The sequence below is a fragment of the Streptomyces sp. HSG2 genome, from assembly GCF_016598575.1.
Lineage (GTDB): Bacteria > Actinomycetota > Actinomycetes > Streptomycetales > Streptomycetaceae > Streptomyces.
In genome coordinates this window covers 2148161-2166365 of the sequence record NZ_CP066801.1, presented here as the reverse complement: position 1 = coordinate 2166365, position 18205 = coordinate 2148161, and the positions used below count along the sequence as shown (strand labels likewise).

The window sequence follows — 18205 nt, the reverse complement described above, 5'->3', positions numbered from 1 at the left end:
GGCCCGGCCCCGTCTTGTCCCGTCGCGCAGAAAACACCTGTCCCAAGCCGGCCGTCGGGTCGTTCGGGTTGTGGCGGCGTCGTGGAGCGAGGTTAATGAGCACCCGCCGGAGGCCCGTCGAGCGTCACCCGAAACCGCCCCGACCACCCGTCGGCGGCGGCGGTGACGCATCGCGACGGGACACGAACTCGCGCGGGCGCCCGATCGGTGCCCGCCCACAGGGAGGGAACCCAGGCCATGAAGGCAGGCGTGAGGAAGAGAATCGCCACGACGCTCGCCGTCCTCGCCACCTCGGCGGCGGTCGCGCTCGGCACGCCCGGTACCGCCTCGGCGTCACCCGTCGATCCGACACCGGACCCGAGCGCCGGCTTGCGCGCTTTCGGGATCAGCTCGGACGGGACCCTGATGGCCACCTTCACCACCGACCGACCCCAGGTCCTCGACTGGGTCAGAGTCGTCACCGGGCTCAGCGGCGACACCTCGCTGGTCGGTATCGACTTCCGAGTCCAGGACGGCCTGATGTACGGGGTCGGCGACAAGGGGGGCATCTACACCATCAAGACCCCGCCGGTCACCCCGGACGTCGTGGTGACCAAGGTGTCCCAGCTTCAGTACTCGCTCCACGGGGCCAACTTCGGCGTCGACTTCAACCCCGCCGCCGACCGACTCCGGGTGATCAGCGACTTCGGGCAGAACCTGCGGCACAACGTCAACGACCACAGCACCATCCAGGACCTGAACCTCAACACCCCGCCCTCGGAGGGCACGACCAAGGGGGTCTCCGCCGCCGCCTACACCAACAACGATCTCGTCGGGGCCACCGCGACCACCCTGGTCGACATCAACACCGCCACCGACCAGGTCGTCCTTCAGTCGCCGGCGAACAACGGCACCCTCGCCGCGACCGGCGGCATCGGCATCGACGCCGGGATCAACGCGGGCATGGACATCTACAGCACGCTGTCCGGTGGCAAGACGGTCGACAACACCGCGTTCGCCTCCCTCACCCCCTACGGGGCCTCCACCCCGTCGCTGTACCGGGTGGACATCCTCACCGGGCAGATCACCTCGCTGGGGCAGTTCCCGCTGGCCATCACCGACCTCGCCATCTCCCTCACCGGCTCCTGAGGCGGGCCGGCCCGTCCGCGGTCTCGTCCGGCGTGCCCGGCCAGGCGAGGATCTTGGCGGGCGGGCCGGTGCGCGGCGACGTCCACGCCTCGGGCGTCGCGCGCGGGGGCCCAGGGGCGGCCCCGCGGGGACGGCGAGCGGGACCGGCGGCGGGGAGGCGGGCCACGCCCGGGGCGCGGCGCAGCCGGGTCGGCGGGCGGTGCCCGGCCTATGCTTGCGCTGCCCGGGGCGGGCACGGGGCGCCCCGGTCCTCGGCCGGTGTCGTCCCCGCGAGCGCGCGCCGCGCGCGGGGCCCGGTCGTCTCCGGGGACCGACCGAGGAAGGCACGATGAGCGAGGAGACCACCGCCTCATTCACCGTCAGTTCTCTCGTCATCACGGCGAACGGCTACACCGACGCCTACCTCTTCATCGCCCACGGCGGGGTCTTCGCCGGCGCGCAGACGGGCAATCTGGTCCTCTTCTGCGTGGATCTGGCCAGGCCCGACACCGAGCAGCCGCTCTCCCGGCTCTGGCCCATCCTCGCGTTCGTCGCCGGTGTGATCGTCGCCGAGTCCCTTCTCGGCCTCAGGTCCCGATCGGGGCGGCCGCGGAATCCGTTGGCGTACGCGCTGGTGTTGGAGGCGGCCGTACTGGCCACGGTGGCCCTCGCCCCGGCGGGGCTGCCGCAGAGCGCGGTGACCACGTCGGTGGGCTTCTCCGCCGCCCTCCAGGTCGTCTTCTTCCAGGCCGTCAGGCCCGCGACGTTCCTCCCGATCGCCATGACGGGCAATCTGACCCGCTTCACGCACACGGCCTTGACGGCGCGTCGCACCCGAAGTCGCTCGGACCTCCGGCTCGCCGTCCTGTACGCCTCGGTGCTCGTCCTCTTCGGAGCCGGCGCTGCCGCGGGGGCGCTCGCCACCGAGGTTTCGGGCACGGACGCCTCGCTGTACGTCGCCGCGATCTACGTATCGGCCTGCGCGCTGTTCGTACGGTCGGCGCGCCGGGCGGGGCGAGGCGGGGATCGGGCCGGCGCGCCCTCTGGAGGGGCCGGGGGCGGGGGATAGGTTCGCGCCGTCTCGCGACGGCCGCCGGAGGGGTTCGACGGGCTGCCTCACGAACCGTCAGGAGACTCCAACGGGGTCCTCCACGCGCCCCGGCCACCCCGCGGCCCTCCGCCGGCCGGGGCCGCCGACTCCTCGGCTCAGGGCCACACCAGGCAGTACGGGTGGTGCCCCGCCTCGTGCAGACGGTGGCTGAAGTCCTGCCATTCGTGCAGCAGTCGGTAGACGTCGAAGGCGTCGCGCGGTCCGCCCCGGTCCGGCACGGTCGACCAGATGAAGGCCGCGGCGCCGACCGCCTCCTCGCCGATCCGGCGCAGCGGATCGACCACCGTGGTCGGCAGTTTGACGACCGCGTAGTCGGGGTGCAGGACGACGAGTTCCAGTGGGGGCACCCGATGCAGGGGCACGCCCTGGATGCCGGTGAGGACCATGGCGGCCATGGTCTCGGGCTTGATGCGGGTGAACATGCCGTTCATGCCGAGTTCGTCGCCGCCGAGTTCCTCCGGGCGCATGGAGATGGGGACTCGGGCCGCGGTGGCGCCGTCCGGCGCCCCGAAGTACTTGTAGGTCACCCCCACCCGACCACCATTCCCGCTCGCCGTGCCGGAACGACCGGCGTCGCCGCCGCGACCCGGATCGCGCGCCCTCCCGTTCGCCTCGTCCGCCCCGTGGGGCCGGTGGGCCTCGGGTGGGGTCTCTGTGTCGCGTCGGTGCCTTCCCCGCCGGGCACGTCGAGGACCCAGGTCGTCGGTCCCCTCGCCCAGTCCGCCACCGCGATGCATATCTCCACCCGACTGCTGTTCCAGGACGCGCGGATCTCGCCGCGCAACCCGATCATCGTGCCAGTGACCTCCCCCACGGCCGCCCGCCGAAACGTGCGATGAACTCATCCGCCCGCGGGGGGCCGGCGGTCCTCCGCGAGGTCCGGCCATGTGCCCCTGGTGAACTGCGTGTTTCCGCCCCCCAGTCTGGCAGACGACACCCGGACCGGACGGGTTGTCGGATCATCCGGCCGTAAAGTGCCGTGTGGGTCGGCCCGGCCGCACCGAGGGTCCCCGTCGGGTCCCTTCGGGGAACGCGCCGCCGCGGCCGGCGACACCGGGCCCCGCCGGCCGCCCGCGTCGCCCGCCCGGACGGCCCGGCCCGCCCGGGCCACCGGAGCCTCGCCGCCCCTGGCCTACCCTGATGAGGTCACCCAGGCCTCCGGAGTCCGGGAAGTCGCAGAAGGTCGAGAAGGTCGGAGAAGTCGCATCCCATGAGCGAACAGGCATACCCGTACGAAGCGCCCGCCTCGCAGGCCCTTTTCGACCGTGCGGCGGCCGTCACCCCCGGTGGCGTGAACTCGCCGGTGCGCGCCTTCCGCGCGGTCGGGGGGACACCCCGCTTCATGGTGTCCGGGGACGGACCCCGGCTGATCGACGCGGACGGGCGGGAGTACGTCGACCTCGTCTGCTCGTGGGGGCCGATGATCCTGGGCCACGGCCATCCCGAGGTGGTCGACGCGGTGACCCGTGCCGTGGCGCGCGGCACCTCCTTCGGCACGCCCGGCGAGGGCGAGGTCGCCCTGGCCGAGGAGATGGTCGACCGGGTGGCGCCGCTGGAGCGGGTGCGCCTGGTGTCCAGCGGCACCGAGGCCACCATGTCCGCGATCCGGCTCGCCCGCGGGTTCACCGGGCGCGGCAAGGTCGTCAAGTTCGCCGGGTGCTACCACGGTCACGTGGACTCGTTGCTGGCCGCCGCCGGCTCGGGGGTGGCCACCTTCGGGCTGCCCGACACCCCCGGGGTGACCGGGGCGCAGGCCGGAGACACCATCGTGCTCCCGTACAACGATCTCGCCGCCGTGCGCGAGGCGTTCGCGGCCCACCCCGGCGAGATCGCCTGTGTGATCACCGAGGCCGCGCCGGGCAACATGGGCGTCGTCCCGCCCCTGCCGGGCTTCAACCGGGGACTGAAGGAGGTGTGCGCCGCGGAGGGCGCGCTCTTCGTCTCCGACGAGGTGATGACCGGCTTCCGTACCAGCCGGGCCGGCTGGTACGGCGTGGAGGGGGTCGCACCGGACCTGATGACCTTCGGCAAGGTCATGGGAGGCGGCTTCCCGGCCGCCGCCTTCGGCGGTCGGGCGGACGTCATGGACCACCTCGCCCCGTCGGGACCGGTCTACCAGGCCGGGACGCTCTCCGGGAATCCGGTGGCCACCGCCGCCGGCCTCGCCCAACTGCGCCTTCTCGACGCCGCCGCCTACGACCGCCTGGACGCGGTGTCGGCACGGATCGGGGAGCTCGTCTCCGAGGCGCTCTCCAAGGAGGGCGTGGCGCACACCGTGCAGAGGGCCGCCAACATGTTCTCCGTCTTCTTCGCCGAGGGCCCCGTACGCGACTACGAGGCCGCCAGGGCGCAGGAAACCCACCGCTACACCGCCTTCTTCCACGCGATGTTGGCGCGAGGCGTCTATCTGCCTCCCTCCTCCTTCGAGTCGTGGTTCGTGTCCACCGCCCACGACGAGCGGTCACTCCAGAGCGTCGCCGACGCCCTGCCGGCGGCCGCTCGGGCGGCGGCGGAGGCCACGGCGTGAGCGGCGGCGTGGCGACCCCCGGGCCCGGAGCGGCGAGCGGCGACACCACGATCGTCCACCTGATGCGCCACGGCGAGGTGGAGAACCCGGAGGGCGTGCTCTACGGCAGGCTGCCCGGCTACCACCTGTCCGAGCTGGGCCGGCGGATGGCCGACCGGGTCGCCGCACACCTCGCCGACCGCGACGTCGTCCACGTGGCCGCCTCCCCGTTGGAACGCGCCCAGGAGACGGCGGCGCCGATCGCCGGGGCGCACGGGCTGGACGTCGGCGAGGACGAGCGACTGATCGAGGCCGAGAACGTCTTCCAGGGCAAGACCTTCGGCATCGGCGACGGGGCGTTGCGCCGCCCCGCCAACTGGAGACACGTCGTCAACCCGTTCAAACCCTCCTGGGGCGAGCCGTACGTGGACCAGGTGAGCCGCATGCGGGCCGCGCTGGACAGCGCCAGGGACCGGGCGCGTGGCCACGAGGCGGTGCTGGTCAGTCACCAGCTGCCGATCTGGATCGTCCGGTCCCACGTGGAGCGGCGGCGGCTGTGGCACGACCCGCGTCGCCGCCAGTGCACCCTGGCTTCCCTGACCACCTTCACCTATCAGGGCGACCGGATCGTCTCCGTCGGCTACACCGAACCGGCACGTGACCTGGTGCCGGCCCATCTGCTGGCCGGCGCGAAGCCCGTCAAGGGCGGAGCGAAGGCGTTCGGGGCCTGAGAGCCCCGGGCGCGGCGAGGGCGGCCCCGCACGCGCGACCCCGCGACGGGACGGTCGGGTCGCCCCCGCCGCCGTGGGGACCCCGGGCCGGGGCCACCGACGGTCCACCGGGGCACGGGATCACCTTCCGGGGCCTCGTGAGGCGTGGGCCCGGATCCGCGGTGGGCGACGGGATTTCGTCGGCCGGTGCCACGCCCGCGACCTGCGGTGCGAGTCCGCGGGTGCGCCCTCGAGGGGGGTGCGCGAGATCCCCGCCTAGGCCATGCGAAACTTTTCACATGAGTCCCGCCCGCCGCGCCCCCGTGCGCCCTCCCCGCACCGCCGCCCGCGTCCGTCGCCGGGTCGCGCCGATCGCGGCCGCCGTCGTGAGCGCCCTGCTCGTGACCGCGTGCGGTGCCGGGGGCATCTCGGGGGGCGGCGGCGAGACGAACTTCGTCGCCGGTCCCGACGGCATCGCCACGGTGGCCAAGGCCGAGCGCGACGAGGCGCCCGAACTGTCCGGTGAGACCGTCGACGGCGGTCGGCTCGACATCGCCGACTACCGGGGCGAGGTCGTCGTCCTCAACGTGTGGGCTTCCTGGTGCGGGCCCTGCCGCGCCGAGGCGAAGAACTTCGAGGCCGTCCACCAGGACACCAAGGACCAGGGCGTCCGCTTCGTCGGCATCAACACCCGTGACACCAGCGTCGCCGCGGCCCTCCGCTTCGAGGAGGAGCAGGGCGTCACCTACCCGAGCCTGAACGACCCGTCGGGCCGGCTGATGCTGCGCTTCCCCAAGGGCACGCTCAACCCCCAGGCCATCCCGTCCACGCTCGTCATCGACCGGGACGGCAAGATCGCCGCACGTGCCCTCCAGGGGCTCAGCGAGGAGAGGCTTCGCTCGATGCTCGACCCCGTCCTCGCGGAGAAGTGACGTGACGACAGTGTCCCTGTCGGCCGCGACGGGTCTCAACGACACCGTCCTGAACGGCGCTCTGCTGATGGCCCTGCCGATCGCCGTCCTCGGCGGCCTGGTCTCCTTCTTCTCGCCCTGCGTCCTGCCCCTCGTCCCCGGCTACCTCTCCTACGTGACCGGCGTCACCGGCGCGGACCTCGCCGAGGCCCGCCGCGGTCGGATGGTCGCCGGCGCCGGCCTCTTCGTCCTCGGGTTCACCGCCGTCTTCGTCTCCAGCGGCGCGCTGTTCGGCTACTTCGGCGCCACGCTCCAGGAGAGCAGGGACGTGCTCTCCCGGATACTGGGCGCCTTCATGATCCTCATGGGTGCCCTGTTCATGGGCCTGATGCCCTGGTTCACCCAGCGGGACCTGCGTTTCCACAAGCGCCCCGTGACCGGCCTGGCCGGCGCGCCCCTGGTCGGCGCGTTGTTCGGCATCGGTTGGACTCCGTGCATCGGCCCGACGCTCGCCTCGGTGCTGGCGCTCTCCTCCAGCCAGGCCGGAGCGGGGCGCGGCGCGTTGCTGACCGTCGCCTACTGCGCGGGACTCGGGGTGCCCTTCGTGGTCGCCGCCGTCGCCTTCCGCAAGGCCCTCGGCGCCTTCGGCTGGGTCAAGCGTCACTACGTCTGGGTGATGCGCCTCGGCGGCACGATGATGATCGTCACGGGTATCCTCCTGCTCACCGGAGCCTGGGACGGCATCGTGGCGCAGACGCAGACCTGGTCCGACGGCTTCGTGGTGGGGATCTGACCGATGAGCGACCCGACCACCGACACGCCCCGCCGAACCGACGACGGGACCGACGCCCAGACGGAGGACGCCGCCACCCGGCTGTCCACGGCGCCCGAGGAGGAGACGACCCAGCCACCCGCCCTGGGGATCGTCGGCTGGGCACGCTGGTTCTGGCGCCAGCTCACCTCGATGCGCGTCGCCCTGCTGCTGCTCCTGCTGCTGTCCCTCGGCGCGATCCCCGGATCACTGATCCCGCAGAACGGCATCGACGCCACGCAGGTGGAGGACTTCCGCGAACGCCACCGGACCCTCGCCCCCGTCTACGACGCGCTCGGTCTCTTCGACGTCTACAGCTCGGTGTGGTTCTCCGCCATCTACATCCTGCTCTTCGTCTCCCTGATCGGCTGCATCGTCCCCCGCACCTGGCAGTTCGTCGGCCAACTGCGCGGTCGCCCCCCCGGCGCGCCCCGCCGGCTGACCCGACTGCCCGCCCACACCACCTGGCGCACCGAGGTCGCGCCCGAGCGGGTCCGGGAGGCGGCGCTCGCGGTGCTGCGCGGACGCCGCTTCCGGGTCGAGACCGGCGGGGACGCGGTGTCCGCCGAGAAGGGGTATCTGCGCGAGGCGGGCAACCTCCTCTTCCACGTCGCGCTGATCGTGATGCTGGTCGCGTTCGCCTGGGGACAGCTCTTCCGGTACGAGGGGAACAAGCTGGTCCTGGAGGGCGGTGGCTTCTCCAACACGCTCACCCAGTTCGACGACTTCCGGTCCGGCAACCTCTTCACCCCGGACGACCTCGCCCCCTTCGGCTTCACCCTGAACGACTTCAAGGGCACCTACGAGCCGACCGGCCCCAACCGCGGCACCCCTCGCACGTTCGAGGCCGACATCACGTACCACGAGGGCGCCTACGGCGAGGAGCGGGCCGCCACCATCAAGGTCAACGAGCCCTTGGAGGTCGACGGCTCGAAGGTCTACCTCGTCAGCCACGGCTACGCGCCGATCCTGACCGTGCGGGACGCCCGCGGCGAGGTCGCGATGGACCGAGAGGCGGTGCCGCTGCTCCCCCTGGACGGCAACGTGACCTCCTCCGGGGCCGTCAAGGTCATGGACGGCTACCGCAACGCGGCCGGGGAGAAGGAACAACTCGGCTTCAACGCCTTCTTCCTCCCCACCTACGGCGGCGAGGGCACCACGATGCTCTCCCGCTTCCCCGCGCTGATCAACCCGATGCTCGCGCTCTCCGCCTACCACGGCGACCTCGGCGTGGACGCGGGCCTCCCGCAGAGCGTCTACCGGCTCGACAAGACCAACCTGGAGGAGTTCCGGGACGACGACGGCGAGCTGTTCAAGGAACGGTTGGCCCTCGGTGAGACCATGACCCTGCCCGAGGGTGCCGGCACCGTCACCTTCGAGGGCGTCACGGAGTGGGCCGGTTTCCAGGTCACCCGTGAGCCGGCCGGCGGCTGGGCCCTCGCCGGCGCGGTTGCCGCCATCGGCGGTCTCGCCGCCTCCCTGTTCGTCCAGCGCCGCCGTGTCTGGGTGCGGGCCGTCGAGGGCGCCGACGGAGTGACCGTCGTCGAGATGGCCGGCCTCGGGCGTGGCGAGTCCGCCAGACTGCCCGAGGAACTCGGAGACCTCGCCGCCGCCCTCTACGCGCGCGCGCCGGGGCTCCCCGAAGCCGACGCCCCGCCCGCCGACGCCCCCGAGGCCGCCGACGGCCCGCCGGATTCCGGCCCGCCCGCCGACGGCGGTCCGGGCGCCGGGCCGCCGGGATCTGGACGTTCGGCGTCCGACCCATCCGACCCCGCAGCCGCATCAGCCGAGAGGGCCGAGAAGAAGTGACTCTCGCCGCCACGTCCCCCTTCGCCGTCGCCGCCGACCTGGCCGCGGCCACCAACGAGAGCCTCGCCGACACCAGCAACTCGCTGATCTACTCGGCGATGGCGGTGTACACCCTGGCCTTCCTCGCCTACATCGCCGAATGGATCTTCGGTAGTCGCAGCAAGGTGGGACGGACCGCCGCCGCGCTCACCGCGACCACGTCGGAACCCGCGCGGAAGACGGCGCCCCCCACCGTCACCGTGCGGCGCGGAGGCGAGACCGCCGTCCTGGACCGCCCCGAGGTCGTCGTCCGCTCGGCCGCCGGATCGCGGGACGTGCCCGACGGCCCCGGCGCCCACGGCGGCACGGAGAAGGGCGACCTCTACGGACGCGTCGCGATCTCGCTCACCGTCCTCGCCTTCGCCCTGGAGTTCGGCGGCGTCCTCACCCGCGCCCTCTCGGTCCGCCGGGCGCCGTGGGGCAACATGTACGAGTTCAACATCACGTTCACCACGACCGTCGTGGGTGTGTTCCTCGTCCTCCTCGCCCTGCGGAAGAACGTCCGCTGGCTCGGCCTGCCGCTGGCCACGACCGTCCTGCTGGACCTGGGCCTGGCCGTCACCGTGCTCTACACCGCCAGCGACCAGCTGGTGCCCGCCCTCCAGTCGTACTGGCTGTGGATCCACGTCTCCACCGCGATCTTCTGTGGGGCGGTCTTCTACGTCGGCGCGGTCTCCACCATCCTCTATCTCTTCAAGGACGCCTTCGAGAGCAAACTCGCGAGCGGCGGCCGACCCGGCCGGTTCGCCGGATCCGTCCTGGAGCGCCTGCCCGCCGCCGCCTCCCTCGACAAGTTCGCCTACCGGGTCAACGCGGCGGTCTTCCCCCTCTGGACCTTCACGATCATCGCGGGCGCCATCTGGGCCGGCGACGCCTGGGGGCGGTACTGGGGCTGGGACCCCAAGGAGGTCTGGTCGTTCATCACCTGGATCGCCTACGCCTGCTACCTCCACGCCCGTGCCACCGCCGGTTGGAAGGGCCGCCGGGCCGCCTATCTGGCCCTGGCCGCCTTCGCCTGCTGGCTGTTCAACTACTACGGCGTCAACCTGCTCGTCTCCGGCAAGCACTCGTACGCCGACGTCGGCCTGGGGGCCCTGCGCGCCGTCGGCCTCTGATCCGTCCCGCCGGCCACGCGCCGCCGACCTCGGGCGCGCCCGGGCGGCACGGGACCCACGACCGGGTTCGCTTCCGCGCCCGCCGCGAGTGACGCTGGAGGCATGACCGGTTCCATCGAGCAGGAGGAAGCCCGGGTCCGCGGCGGTTCTCGGCTGCTGCACTTCCTGGTGAGGCTCCCGCGACCCATGGAGATCGTCTGGCCGGTCCTGACCACGGCCGGCGGCCTCTCGACCTGGTACACCCGCGCCGACACCCTCGAACCCCGCCTCGGCGGGGCCGTCAGCCTGAGGGGAGTGGGTGCCGGACGGATCACGGCCTGGGACGTCGACCGGGTCGCGGAGTACACGCTGGAGGACGGCGCGCGCCTTCGCTTCCACTTGGAGCGCGACGGTGACGATGCGTCCACCCTGCGTTTCACCCACGAGTTCCGCGGCGGACCGGAGAGCGAGGAACGCTGGCGCGCCCGCTTCGAGCGCCTCCTGGACCTGCTGGAACGGCCGAGTTGAACCGGCGTGGCGGGTGGATCGGGCCGGCCGGGGGGGCACGCGTCGGGCGGGCCGCCGCGACGGTGCGCGTGCGGGGGGCGGAAGCCCCGCCGGAGGCGCTAGCGGCCGGGCTCGGGCCGGCGGTCCAGGACCGCGTAGTCCGCGAAGCTCCGGCGGTAGCGGGTGTGCCGGGTCTCCCGCGTGTGCCGGTGTTGCCACTGCTCCACCTCCTCCGGCGAGGCGCACGGTCCGGAGGCCGCCCCGCAGCCCGTCCCGTCGGCGGAGACGCAACTGGCCTGGTACTCCGGCTCGGCCGACGGGTCCCGCACGATCGTGTACGGCACGTACCAGACCCGTTCCTCGACGTGTCGATTTTCGTGGTGGCGGGCCAGCAGAACGTCGGCGTCGGTCTCCGCGCTCTCGTCCCCACCCGCCCGTGCCGCGTCGCGCCGGGAGGCGAGCGTCGCGCACTCGGCGCAGTCCGACAGCGGCTCCGGCGGCGGGCCCACGGAGACAAAGGGGTAGGCGGTCACCAGCCCGCTGGTGGAACGGTCGTTGGCCGCCCGCACCTCGGCGTGCAGCCGCTCCTGCGAGGTGGCCTCGCGGACCAGGGCCGGATCCGCCCGCCACGCCCGTCCCCCGCCGACCGGACGCAGCACCGCGCACGTGCCCACCTGGCCCTGGTACTCGCCCACTCGGCGCGTGCGCGGGTCGTAGACGAGCGTTCCCGGTTCCATCCGTATTCCCTCCGTCACGGTCGGTGGAGAAATCGTGACGCAGGGGGATCGATCGTCACAAGAGGGGACTCGTTCGGCGTGACGTCGTCGGGAGGTCGGCGCGCTCTCGTCGCGTCGGCCGCGACCTCCGTACCGGGACGTACCCCGGCTCGCGGCCGGGCCCGTCGAGGCGCGCCGCCGGCGGGGTGTTCGCCGGGCGGGCGGGGATCCCGGCGTGCCGGAGGGGCCGGGTCGGCAGGGCGCGAGGGTGCGAGGCTTGTCCGGGAGCCGCCGCCCGGCGTGGCGGCGGCGTGGTTCGGCTCCGGGTGCGCGGCTCGACGCCTGTCTCGGGACCGCCGACGCCCCCTGCCGAGGCCGACGTCAGGCGTCGCGGTCCTTCTCGCCGTCGTCGTCCCGGTCCTTGTCGCGCTTTCGCCGTTCCTCGGGCTCGGTCCCGGGGTCGGGGGTGCCGGGGGCGGGATCGCCCAGGGACTTCAGGAACTCCGGGTTGTCGTCGGGCGCCACCCACGCGGCGCGTCCCGCGAGCGGGCCCGTGCCGTGTCGCTTCTTCCCCGCGATGATCCAGGAGATCGATCCGACCAGGGGGAACAGCAGCACGAGGATCGCCCACAGCGCCTTGGGCATGTGGCGCACGTCCTCGTCCTTGGTGCCGATGCAGTCGATGAACGCGTAGACGCTCAACGCCAGTGGCACGAGGAACATCAGCACCCGAAGCATGCGACCTCTTTCGGTTCCCGACGAGCGGTCAGGCGAAGGGGTGGGCGGTACAGGGTCAGGGTAGCGGCTCGGGGATACTGGACGGCATGGCTTACGACGATCTTCGCTCCCTGCTCAGAGCGCTGGAGCGCGACGGAGACCTCAAACGTGTCAAGGCCGAGGTCGACCCGCGTCTGGAGGTCGGGGAGATCGTCGACCGGGTGAACAAGTCCGGCGGTCCGGCGCTGCTCTTCGAGAACGTGAAGGGCTCCTCGACGCCGCTGGCGATGAACGTGTTCGGCACCGACCGGCGCTTGCTCAAGGCGCTCGGGCTCGGCTCGTACGACGAGATCTCCGACAGGATCGGGGGGCTGCTCAAGCCCGAGCTGCCGCACGGCTTCGTCGGGGTCCGGGAGGCGTTCGGGAAGCTGGGTGCCATGGCCCACGTGCCGCCGCGCAAGGTCAAACCCGGCGACGCGCCGGTGCAACAGGTCGTCCTCAGAGGTGACGACGTGGACCTGGAGCGGCTGCCCGCGCTCTTCACCTGGCCGCAGGACGGCGGTTCCTTCTTCAATCTGGGGTTGACGCACACCAAGGACCCCGAGACGGGTGTCCGCAACCTCGGCCTCTACCGCCTTCAGCGGCACGACAAGCGCACCATCGGGATGCACTGGCAGATCCACAAGGACAGTCGGAACCACTACCAGGTCGCCGCACGGCGGGGTGAGCGGTTGCCGGTCGCCATCGCCTTCGGCTGCCCGCCCGCCGTGACGTACGCCTCCACGGCGCCGCTGCCCGGGGACATCGACGAGTACCTCTTCGCCGGTTTCCTCGCGGGCAAGCGGGTCGAGATGGTCGACTGCCTGACGGTGCCCCTCCAGGTGCCGGCCCATGCCGAGGTCGTCCTGGAGGGCTGGTTGGAGCCGGGCGAGACGCTCCCCGAGGGGCCGTTCGGCGACCACACCGGCTTCTACACGCCGCGGGAGCCCTTCCCGGCGCTGACCATCGACTGCGTCACGACGCGCCGCCGCCCGCTGCTCCAGTCGATCGTGGTCGGTCGGCCGCCGACGGAGGACGGTCCCCTGGGCCGGGCGACCGAGCGCTTCTTCCTCCCGCTCCTCAAGATCATCGTGCCGGACATCGTGGACTACCACCTGCCCGAGTCGGGCGGATTCCACAACTGCGCGATCGTCTCGATCGACAAGAAGTACCCCAAACACGCCCAGAAGGTCATGCACGCCATCTGGGGCGCCCACATGATGTCCCTGACCAAGCTGATCGTCGTCGTGGACGCGGACTGCGACGTCCACGACCCGCACGAGGTGTCCTGGCGGGCCCTCGGCAACACCGACTACGCCCGCGACCTCACCGTGGTCGAAGGCCCCGTCGACCACCTCGACCACGCCTCCTATCAGCAGTACTGGGGAGGCAAGGCCGGGATCGACGCCACGCGCAAGCTGCCCGAGGAGGGATACACGCGCGACGGTGGTTGGCCCGAGATGGTGCTGTCCGATCCCGAGACGGCGGCCAAGGTCGACCGCCGCTGGAAGGAGTACGGGCTGTGACCAGCGCCTCCGCCGCGATGCCGCGGCAGCCCGGTCGCACCCGCGCCTTCCTGCGGCTGGTGATGATCGAGCACTCGGTCTTCGCGCTCCCCTTCGCCTACATCGCCGCGCTGACCGCGATGTACGAGGGCGACGGGCGGATCGACTGGGGCCGGCTGCTCCTGGTGACCCTCGCTATGGTCGGGCTCCGCACGTTCGCGATGGCCGTCAACCGCGTCATCGACCGCGAGATCGACGCGCGGAACCCGCGCACCGCCCAGCGCGAGCTGGTCACCGGCGCCGTGTCGGTGCGGCACGCCTGGACCGGTGCGTCGATCGCCCTGGCGGTGTTCCTCGGCGCCGCGGCGCTGCTCAACCCGCTCTGCCTCGCCTTGGCACCCGTCGCCGTCGTGCCGATGGTGGTGTACCCGTACGGCAAACGCTTCACCGACTTCCCGCAGGCCATCCTGGGGCTGGCCCAGGCGATGGGGCCGGTGGGCGGTTGGCTGGCGATCTCCGGCAGTTGGTCATGGGACGCCGTCGTGCTGGGCCTCGCCGTCGGAGTCTGGATCGGTGGTTTCGATCTCGTCTACGCCTGCCAGGACGTCGAGGCCGACCGGCGGACGGGGGTGCGGTCGGTGCCGGCCCGATTCGGGGTCCCCGCCGCCGTCCGGGGCGCCCGCGTGTGCCACGCGGTGACGACCGCCCTGCTCGTCTGGTACGCGCTCGCCACCGACGCGGGCGCCTTCTTCTGGCTGGGACTGCTCGTCGTCGTGGGCGCCTTCGCCTATGAGCACAGCATCGTCCGCCCCCACGACCTCACGCGTGTCAACAGGGCGTTCTTCAGCGTCAACGGCTTCATCGGCATCGCCCTTTTCCTCTGCGCCCTACTGGACCTGCTGGTCAGGGGACTCACCGTCTGACCCGACGTCGGTCTCACAGGAGCGGTGGGTCGTCGCCCGCCTCCCGGCGGCGGAAGAGGAACGCCGCCGCCACGCCCGCCATCAGGCCGAACAGGTGCCCTTGCCAGCTGACCCCGGACTGGGCGGGGGCGATGCCCCCGAGGACGGAGGCACCCCACACGGCGGCGACCAGCACCCCGACCAGGATGCCCAGCGGGCGCCGCTCCACGAACCCGCTGACCACCAGGAACCCGAAGAGGCCGAAGACGACGCCGGAGGCGCCCGCCGTGTTGCTGTGCGCCGGGGAGACCAGCCAGACGCCGAGTCCGCCCACGACGATGATCAACGCGCAGACGGCGAGGAACCGACGGATGCCCCCCAAGGCCGCGAGGAAGCCCAGGATCAGGAGTGGCACGGTGTTGGCCACGAGATGGGCGAAACCGAAGTGGATGAACGCGGCCGGCACGATGTTGACCAACTCCGACGGGACGCGTGGCACGATGCCGAAGCGATCGAGCGCGTTGCCCGTGGCCACGTCGACGATCTCCAGGACCCACAGCAGGGCCACCCAACCCGACATCAGCCGGGCGGCCGTCCGCACGCGGTCCGCGCGGGCCGACCCCGGCTCCCCGCGCCGCGTGTCCGGTCCCATGACCATGGCGACCCCCGTCACTCGGCCTCTCGTGAGGAGAACGCCCGACACCCCTGGCCCGGTTCCCGCCGTCCCCGGCCGGATAGGCTCGCTCCCGTGAACCCAGCCATGCCAGGACAGACGACACGGGTGCCTTGGATCGTGGGGGTCTCGGGGGCCTCGGGCACCCCGTACGCCGCCTCCGTGCTGCGGGCGCTCCTCGCTGCGGGCGAGAGCGTGGATCTCGTCGTCAGCCGGGCCTCGCGCCTCACCCTGCTCGACGAGACCGGCATCTCCTTCCGCGACGCCCACTGGCGCGACGACCTCCTGCGATGGCTGTCCCGCGGCGCCGACGGCGAGCCGGACGCCTTCCACGTGGACCCGGCGCCGGACCGCGTGCGGTACTGGAGCGCCGGGGACCTCGCCGCGGGGCCGTCCTCGGGGTCCTACCCGACACGCGGCATGCTGATCGTGCCCGCCTCCACGGCGTGTGTGGCCGGCGTCGCGCTGGGGCTGTCCAAGGACCTGCTCCAGCGGGCGGCGAGCGTCACCCTCAAGGAGCGGCGCCCGCTGGTGGTGACCATCCGGGAGGCGCCCCTGGACGGTTCCACCCTCCGGCACCTCGTCGCGCTGGACGGCGCGGGTGCCACCGTGGTCCCCGCCTCGCCCGCCTTCTACGCGGGCGCGACGCACATACAGGACCTGGTGGACTTCGTCGCCGGGCGGGTGCTCGACGCCGCGGGCGTCGAGCACGGGCTGTACCGGCGCTGGCGGGGCGAGTTGGGCGGCGCCGCGACCGGACGCTGACCGCCGACCGCGGCGCGCCACCGGCCGGGGAATCTCCGTCCCCGGCCCCGAGGCGTCCTCGCCGGCCCCTCGACCCCCTCTCATCCTCATCGGACGACTCTCGGAAGGCTTCGATCGCATGGACGCGGTGGACAGGCAGCTCATTCAGGCCCTCAGGGAGAACGGGCGTGCCTCCTACGCGGAGTTGGGACGACTCGTCGGCCTGTCGGGGCCCAGCGTCACCGACCGCATCAACCGGCTGGAGGCGGCCGGTGTCATCACGGGCTACCGCGCGACCGTGGACGCCGCCTCCCTCGGCCTCGGCGTCACCGCCCTGATCGGCATCTCGCTCTCCGACGCCACCGATCACGAGGACCTGGCGGTGCGCCTCAAGGATCTGCACGAGATCGAGGACTGCTGGTTCATCGCCGGTGACGACTCCTACATGCTGAAGGTTCGCGCGGCGGACGTGGACGGGCTGGAGAGGACCATCCGCCGCCTGTCCGGAATCCGGGGAGTCTCCCGCACCCGCACCACCATCGTGCTCTCCACCAAGTGGGAGAACCGTGTGGGCCGGCTCCCGGAGGCGCTGTAGCGACCCCGGCGTACGGTGGGCGAGGCCCCTCGGTGGGACCTCGGGACTCTTCGGCAGATCTTCGGCATGGAGGAAGCGGCATGGACGTCGGGCTCAGGCGCGAGCTGGAGGAGAAGGTCGGCGAGGGTGTCCGCCTGACCCGTGAGGACGGCATCGCGCTGTACGGGTCGGACGACCTCGCCTGGCTGGGCGGCCTCGGCCACCGGGCCCGCGCACGGAAGAACGGCGACGCCGCGCTCTTCGACGTGGGGCCTCTCGCCGGTCCGCCCCGCGACGACGACTCACGCCCGGGCCCCTCGAGGCCCGATCCGCGCTCCGTCGGGGAGCTGCGGGCCGCCTTGGCCGGGCTCTCGCCGAGGGCGTTGTCGGCGGGCGAGATCCACCGGGTCGAGACGGTCTCCGGGGCGGACGCCTCCGAGATCCTCGACGAACTGATCGAGTCGGGGCTGGAGTCGCTGACCGCCGGCGGGGCGGAGATCTTCGACGAGGAGGTGCGTCGCCGCCTCGGCGTCCACGCCACCCCCTGGGCGGACTGGTCTCGCATCCACCGCCTGGCGCACGACAAGGGGCTGTGGACCGTCTGCGGCATGCTCCACGGCCGGGTCGAGGAGCCCGGCCATCGGGTGGACCACGTGCTGCGGCTGCGCGAGGCGCAGGACGCGTCCGGCGGCTTCCGGGTCTTCGCCCCGTTGCCGCGTCGGCAGGACACCTGGGGGGCGCCGGGCGACACCGCCGCGGACGTTATCGGCGCCCGCGTTCGCCCGGCGACCGGCGCCGAGATCCTCAAGGCCGTGGCCGTCTCCCGGCTCCTTCTCGACAATGTGCCTCATCTGCGGGTCAGTTGGGCGATCCACGGGGCGCACACCACCCAACTCGCCCTGCAACACGGGGCGGACGACATCGCCGGGACGGTCGCGGACCACGACGGCGCCTCCGAGGTCGGCGGGGCCTCGCCGGAGCCCACCCGCGACGACCTGCTGGACGCCATCCGGGACGCCGGTCTCCGGCCGGTCGAGCGCGACGGACGCTACGCGGTGATCCGCGAGTACGCCGGCCCGGACCCGGCGCGGCGGGACGCTCCGCAGCCGATGCGGGTGTGACCGCGAGCCGTGCCGCGGCGCGGCATAACCTACCGGTGTGCCTGTGAACTTCAGCCTCGATCCTCCCGTAACGCCCGAACTCCGGGACGGCGTGCTCGCTTTGTGGACCGACGTCTCCAACGCCGGCGGCTCCGTCGGGTTCGTTCCCCCGGTGGACCGGGAGACCGTCCGGCCCGAACTGGTCAGACACCTGGTCGCGATGGCCGACGGGACGACCCGACTGATCGTCGGGCGGGACGCGGACGGTCGCGTCCTCGCGACGGCGTTCCTCGCGTCGAACACCCACCGACTGATGATCCACTGGCTGTGGTTGTGCACGGTCATGGTGCACCCCGACCATCAGGGGCGAGGCCTCGGACGGGGCCTGCTGGCCGAGGTGGAGCGCGCGGCCCGCTCGTTGGAAGGCATCGAGGCGATCCGCCTCACCTGCCGGGGCGGCGCCGGCTTGGAGCGGTTCTACGCCGCCTCCGGCTACCGTGAGGTCGGCCGGATCCCCGGCGCCATCCGGGTCGCTCCGGACGACGACCGCGACGATGTCATCATGCTGCTGCCGCTGGGCCGAGCCGGGGCGGGTGGTGGCGGTTCCGCGTGACGGGGGCCGGACGCCGA

General features: G+C 72.5%; 20 protein-coding genes. 16 read left to right on the top strand and 4 right to left on the bottom strand.

Annotation, left to right across the window (positions count from 1 at the left end):
- The first annotated feature begins 237 nt into the window (after positions 1 to 237).
- Together JEK78_RS08930 and JEK78_RS08925 are read left to right on the top strand one after the other, a co-directional pair.
- Positions 238 to 1128 carry a DUF4394 domain-containing protein gene (locus JEK78_RS08930; RefSeq protein WP_200263562.1) on the top strand — a complete coding sequence of 297 codons (891 nt, stop codon included), beginning with the start codon at positions 238 to 240 and terminating at the stop codon, positions 1126 to 1128.
- 328 nt (positions 1129 to 1456) lie between these two features.
- A complete protein-coding gene (locus JEK78_RS08925) occupies positions 1457 to 2176 on the top strand; it encodes a DUF1275 family protein (RefSeq protein WP_200263561.1) in 720 nt (239 codons plus the stop codon).
- Positions 2177 to 2313: 137 nt separating this feature from the next.
- On the opposite strand, the gene JEK78_RS08920 is transcribed toward JEK78_RS08925, so the two are convergent.
- The gene (locus tag JEK78_RS08920) at positions 2314 to 2955 is read right to left on the bottom strand and encodes a hypothetical protein (RefSeq protein WP_200263560.1); all 642 of its coding nucleotides are present in this window, start codon (positions 2953 to 2955) and stop codon (positions 2314 to 2316) included.
- Between JEK78_RS08920 and JEK78_RS08915 the strand changes: the two genes are divergently transcribed.
- The 8 genes from JEK78_RS08915 to JEK78_RS08880 all read left to right on the top strand — a co-directional run bounded on the left by JEK78_RS08915 (position 2884) and on the right by JEK78_RS08880 (position 10626).
- Entirely contained in the window at positions 2884 to 3057 is a 174-nt protein-coding gene (locus tag JEK78_RS08915) for a hypothetical protein (protein ID WP_200264328.1), read from the top strand. The two genes, JEK78_RS08920 and JEK78_RS08915, sit on opposite strands and share 72 nt — an antisense overlap.
- Positions 3058 to 3428: 371 nt before the next feature.
- On the top strand, positions 3429 to 4745 hold the full coding sequence (gene hemL / locus JEK78_RS08910; RefSeq protein WP_200263559.1) for a glutamate-1-semialdehyde 2,1-aminomutase: 1317 nt from the start codon (positions 3429 to 3431) through the stop codon (positions 4743 to 4745).
- A gap of 62 nt (positions 4746 to 4807) precedes the next feature.
- Complete coding sequence (locus tag JEK78_RS08905) at positions 4808 to 5455, top strand: histidine phosphatase family protein (protein ID WP_200264062.1); 648 nt, start codon at positions 4808 to 4810, stop codon at positions 5453 to 5455.
- 278 nt (positions 5456 to 5733) lie between these two features.
- Positions 5734 to 6366 carry a TlpA disulfide reductase family protein gene (locus JEK78_RS08900; protein WP_200263558.1) on the top strand — a complete coding sequence of 211 codons (633 nt, stop codon included), beginning with the start codon at positions 5734 to 5736 and terminating at the stop codon, positions 6364 to 6366.
- Between the two features lies 1 nt (position 6367).
- On the top strand, positions 6368 to 7138 hold the full coding sequence (locus JEK78_RS08895) for a cytochrome c biogenesis protein CcdA (protein WP_200263557.1): 771 nt from the start codon (positions 6368 to 6370) through the stop codon (positions 7136 to 7138).
- A gap of 3 nt (positions 7139 to 7141) precedes the next feature.
- Complete coding sequence (locus JEK78_RS08890) at positions 7142 to 8965, top strand: cytochrome c biogenesis protein ResB (RefSeq protein WP_200263556.1); 1824 nt, start codon at positions 7142 to 7144, stop codon at positions 8963 to 8965.
- A gap of 98 nt (positions 8966 to 9063) precedes the next feature.
- Positions 9064 to 10119: a c-type cytochrome biogenesis protein CcsB gene (gene ccsB / locus JEK78_RS08885; RefSeq protein WP_200264061.1), complete on the top strand. Its 1056-nt coding sequence runs from the start codon at positions 9064 to 9066 to the stop codon at positions 10117 to 10119.
- A gap of 102 nt (positions 10120 to 10221) precedes the next feature.
- Positions 10222 to 10626, top strand: coding sequence for an SRPBCC family protein (locus tag JEK78_RS08880; protein ID WP_200263555.1), 405 nt, complete (start codon positions 10222 to 10224; stop codon positions 10624 to 10626).
- A 98-nt stretch (positions 10627 to 10724) separates the two neighbouring features.
- On the opposite strand, the gene JEK78_RS23770 is transcribed toward JEK78_RS08880, so the two are convergent.
- Both JEK78_RS23770 and JEK78_RS08870 read right to left on the bottom strand, forming a co-directional pair.
- Positions 10725 to 11342, bottom strand: coding sequence for a hypothetical protein (locus JEK78_RS23770; RefSeq protein ID WP_200263554.1), 618 nt, complete (start codon positions 11340 to 11342; stop codon positions 10725 to 10727).
- A gap of 360 nt (positions 11343 to 11702) precedes the next feature.
- The gene (locus JEK78_RS08870; RefSeq protein WP_200263553.1) at positions 11703 to 12059 is read right to left on the bottom strand and encodes a PLD nuclease N-terminal domain-containing protein; all 357 of its coding nucleotides are present in this window, start codon (positions 12057 to 12059) and stop codon (positions 11703 to 11705) included.
- Positions 12060 to 12145: 86 nt separating this feature from the next.
- On the opposite strand from JEK78_RS08870, the gene JEK78_RS08865 reads away from it, so the two are divergent.
- Together JEK78_RS08865 and mqnP are read left to right on the top strand one after the other, a co-directional pair.
- Positions 12146 to 13603, top strand: a complete 1458-nt coding sequence (locus JEK78_RS08865; RefSeq protein WP_200263552.1) for a menaquinone biosynthesis decarboxylase — start codon at positions 12146 to 12148, stop codon at positions 13601 to 13603.
- Complete coding sequence (gene mqnP / locus JEK78_RS08860; RefSeq protein ID WP_200263551.1) at positions 13600 to 14505, top strand: menaquinone biosynthesis prenyltransferase MqnP; 906 nt, start codon at positions 13600 to 13602, stop codon at positions 14503 to 14505. The genes JEK78_RS08865 and mqnP overlap by 4 nt, the downstream gene beginning before the upstream one ends.
- A 13-nt stretch (positions 14506 to 14518) precedes the next feature.
- On the opposite strand, the gene JEK78_RS08855 is transcribed toward mqnP, so the two are convergent.
- On the bottom strand, positions 14519 to 15136 hold the full coding sequence (locus JEK78_RS08855) for a rhomboid family intramembrane serine protease (protein ID WP_200264060.1): 618 nt from the start codon (positions 15134 to 15136) through the stop codon (positions 14519 to 14521).
- A gap of 129 nt (positions 15137 to 15265) precedes the next feature.
- On the opposite strand from JEK78_RS08855, the gene JEK78_RS08850 reads away from it, so the two are divergent.
- The 4 genes from JEK78_RS08850 to JEK78_RS08835 all read left to right on the top strand — a co-directional run bounded on the left by JEK78_RS08850 (position 15266) and on the right by JEK78_RS08835 (position 18188).
- Positions 15266 to 15922, top strand: coding sequence for a UbiX family flavin prenyltransferase (locus JEK78_RS08850; protein ID WP_200264059.1), 657 nt, complete (start codon positions 15266 to 15268; stop codon positions 15920 to 15922).
- A gap of 118 nt (positions 15923 to 16040) precedes the next feature.
- Positions 16041 to 16496 carry an Lrp/AsnC family transcriptional regulator gene (locus tag JEK78_RS08845; protein WP_200263550.1) on the top strand — a complete coding sequence of 152 codons (456 nt, stop codon included), beginning with the start codon at positions 16041 to 16043 and terminating at the stop codon, positions 16494 to 16496.
- 80 nt (positions 16497 to 16576) lie between these two features.
- Entirely contained in the window at positions 16577 to 17596 is a 1020-nt protein-coding gene (locus JEK78_RS08840; protein ID WP_200263549.1) for an aminofutalosine synthase MqnE, read from the top strand.
- A 37-nt stretch (positions 17597 to 17633) separates the two neighbouring features.
- Positions 17634 to 18188 carry a GNAT family N-acetyltransferase gene (locus JEK78_RS08835; RefSeq protein WP_200263548.1) on the top strand — a complete coding sequence of 185 codons (555 nt, stop codon included), beginning with the start codon at positions 17634 to 17636 and terminating at the stop codon, positions 18186 to 18188.
- The last annotated feature ends 17 nt before the right edge of the window (positions 18189 to 18205 follow it).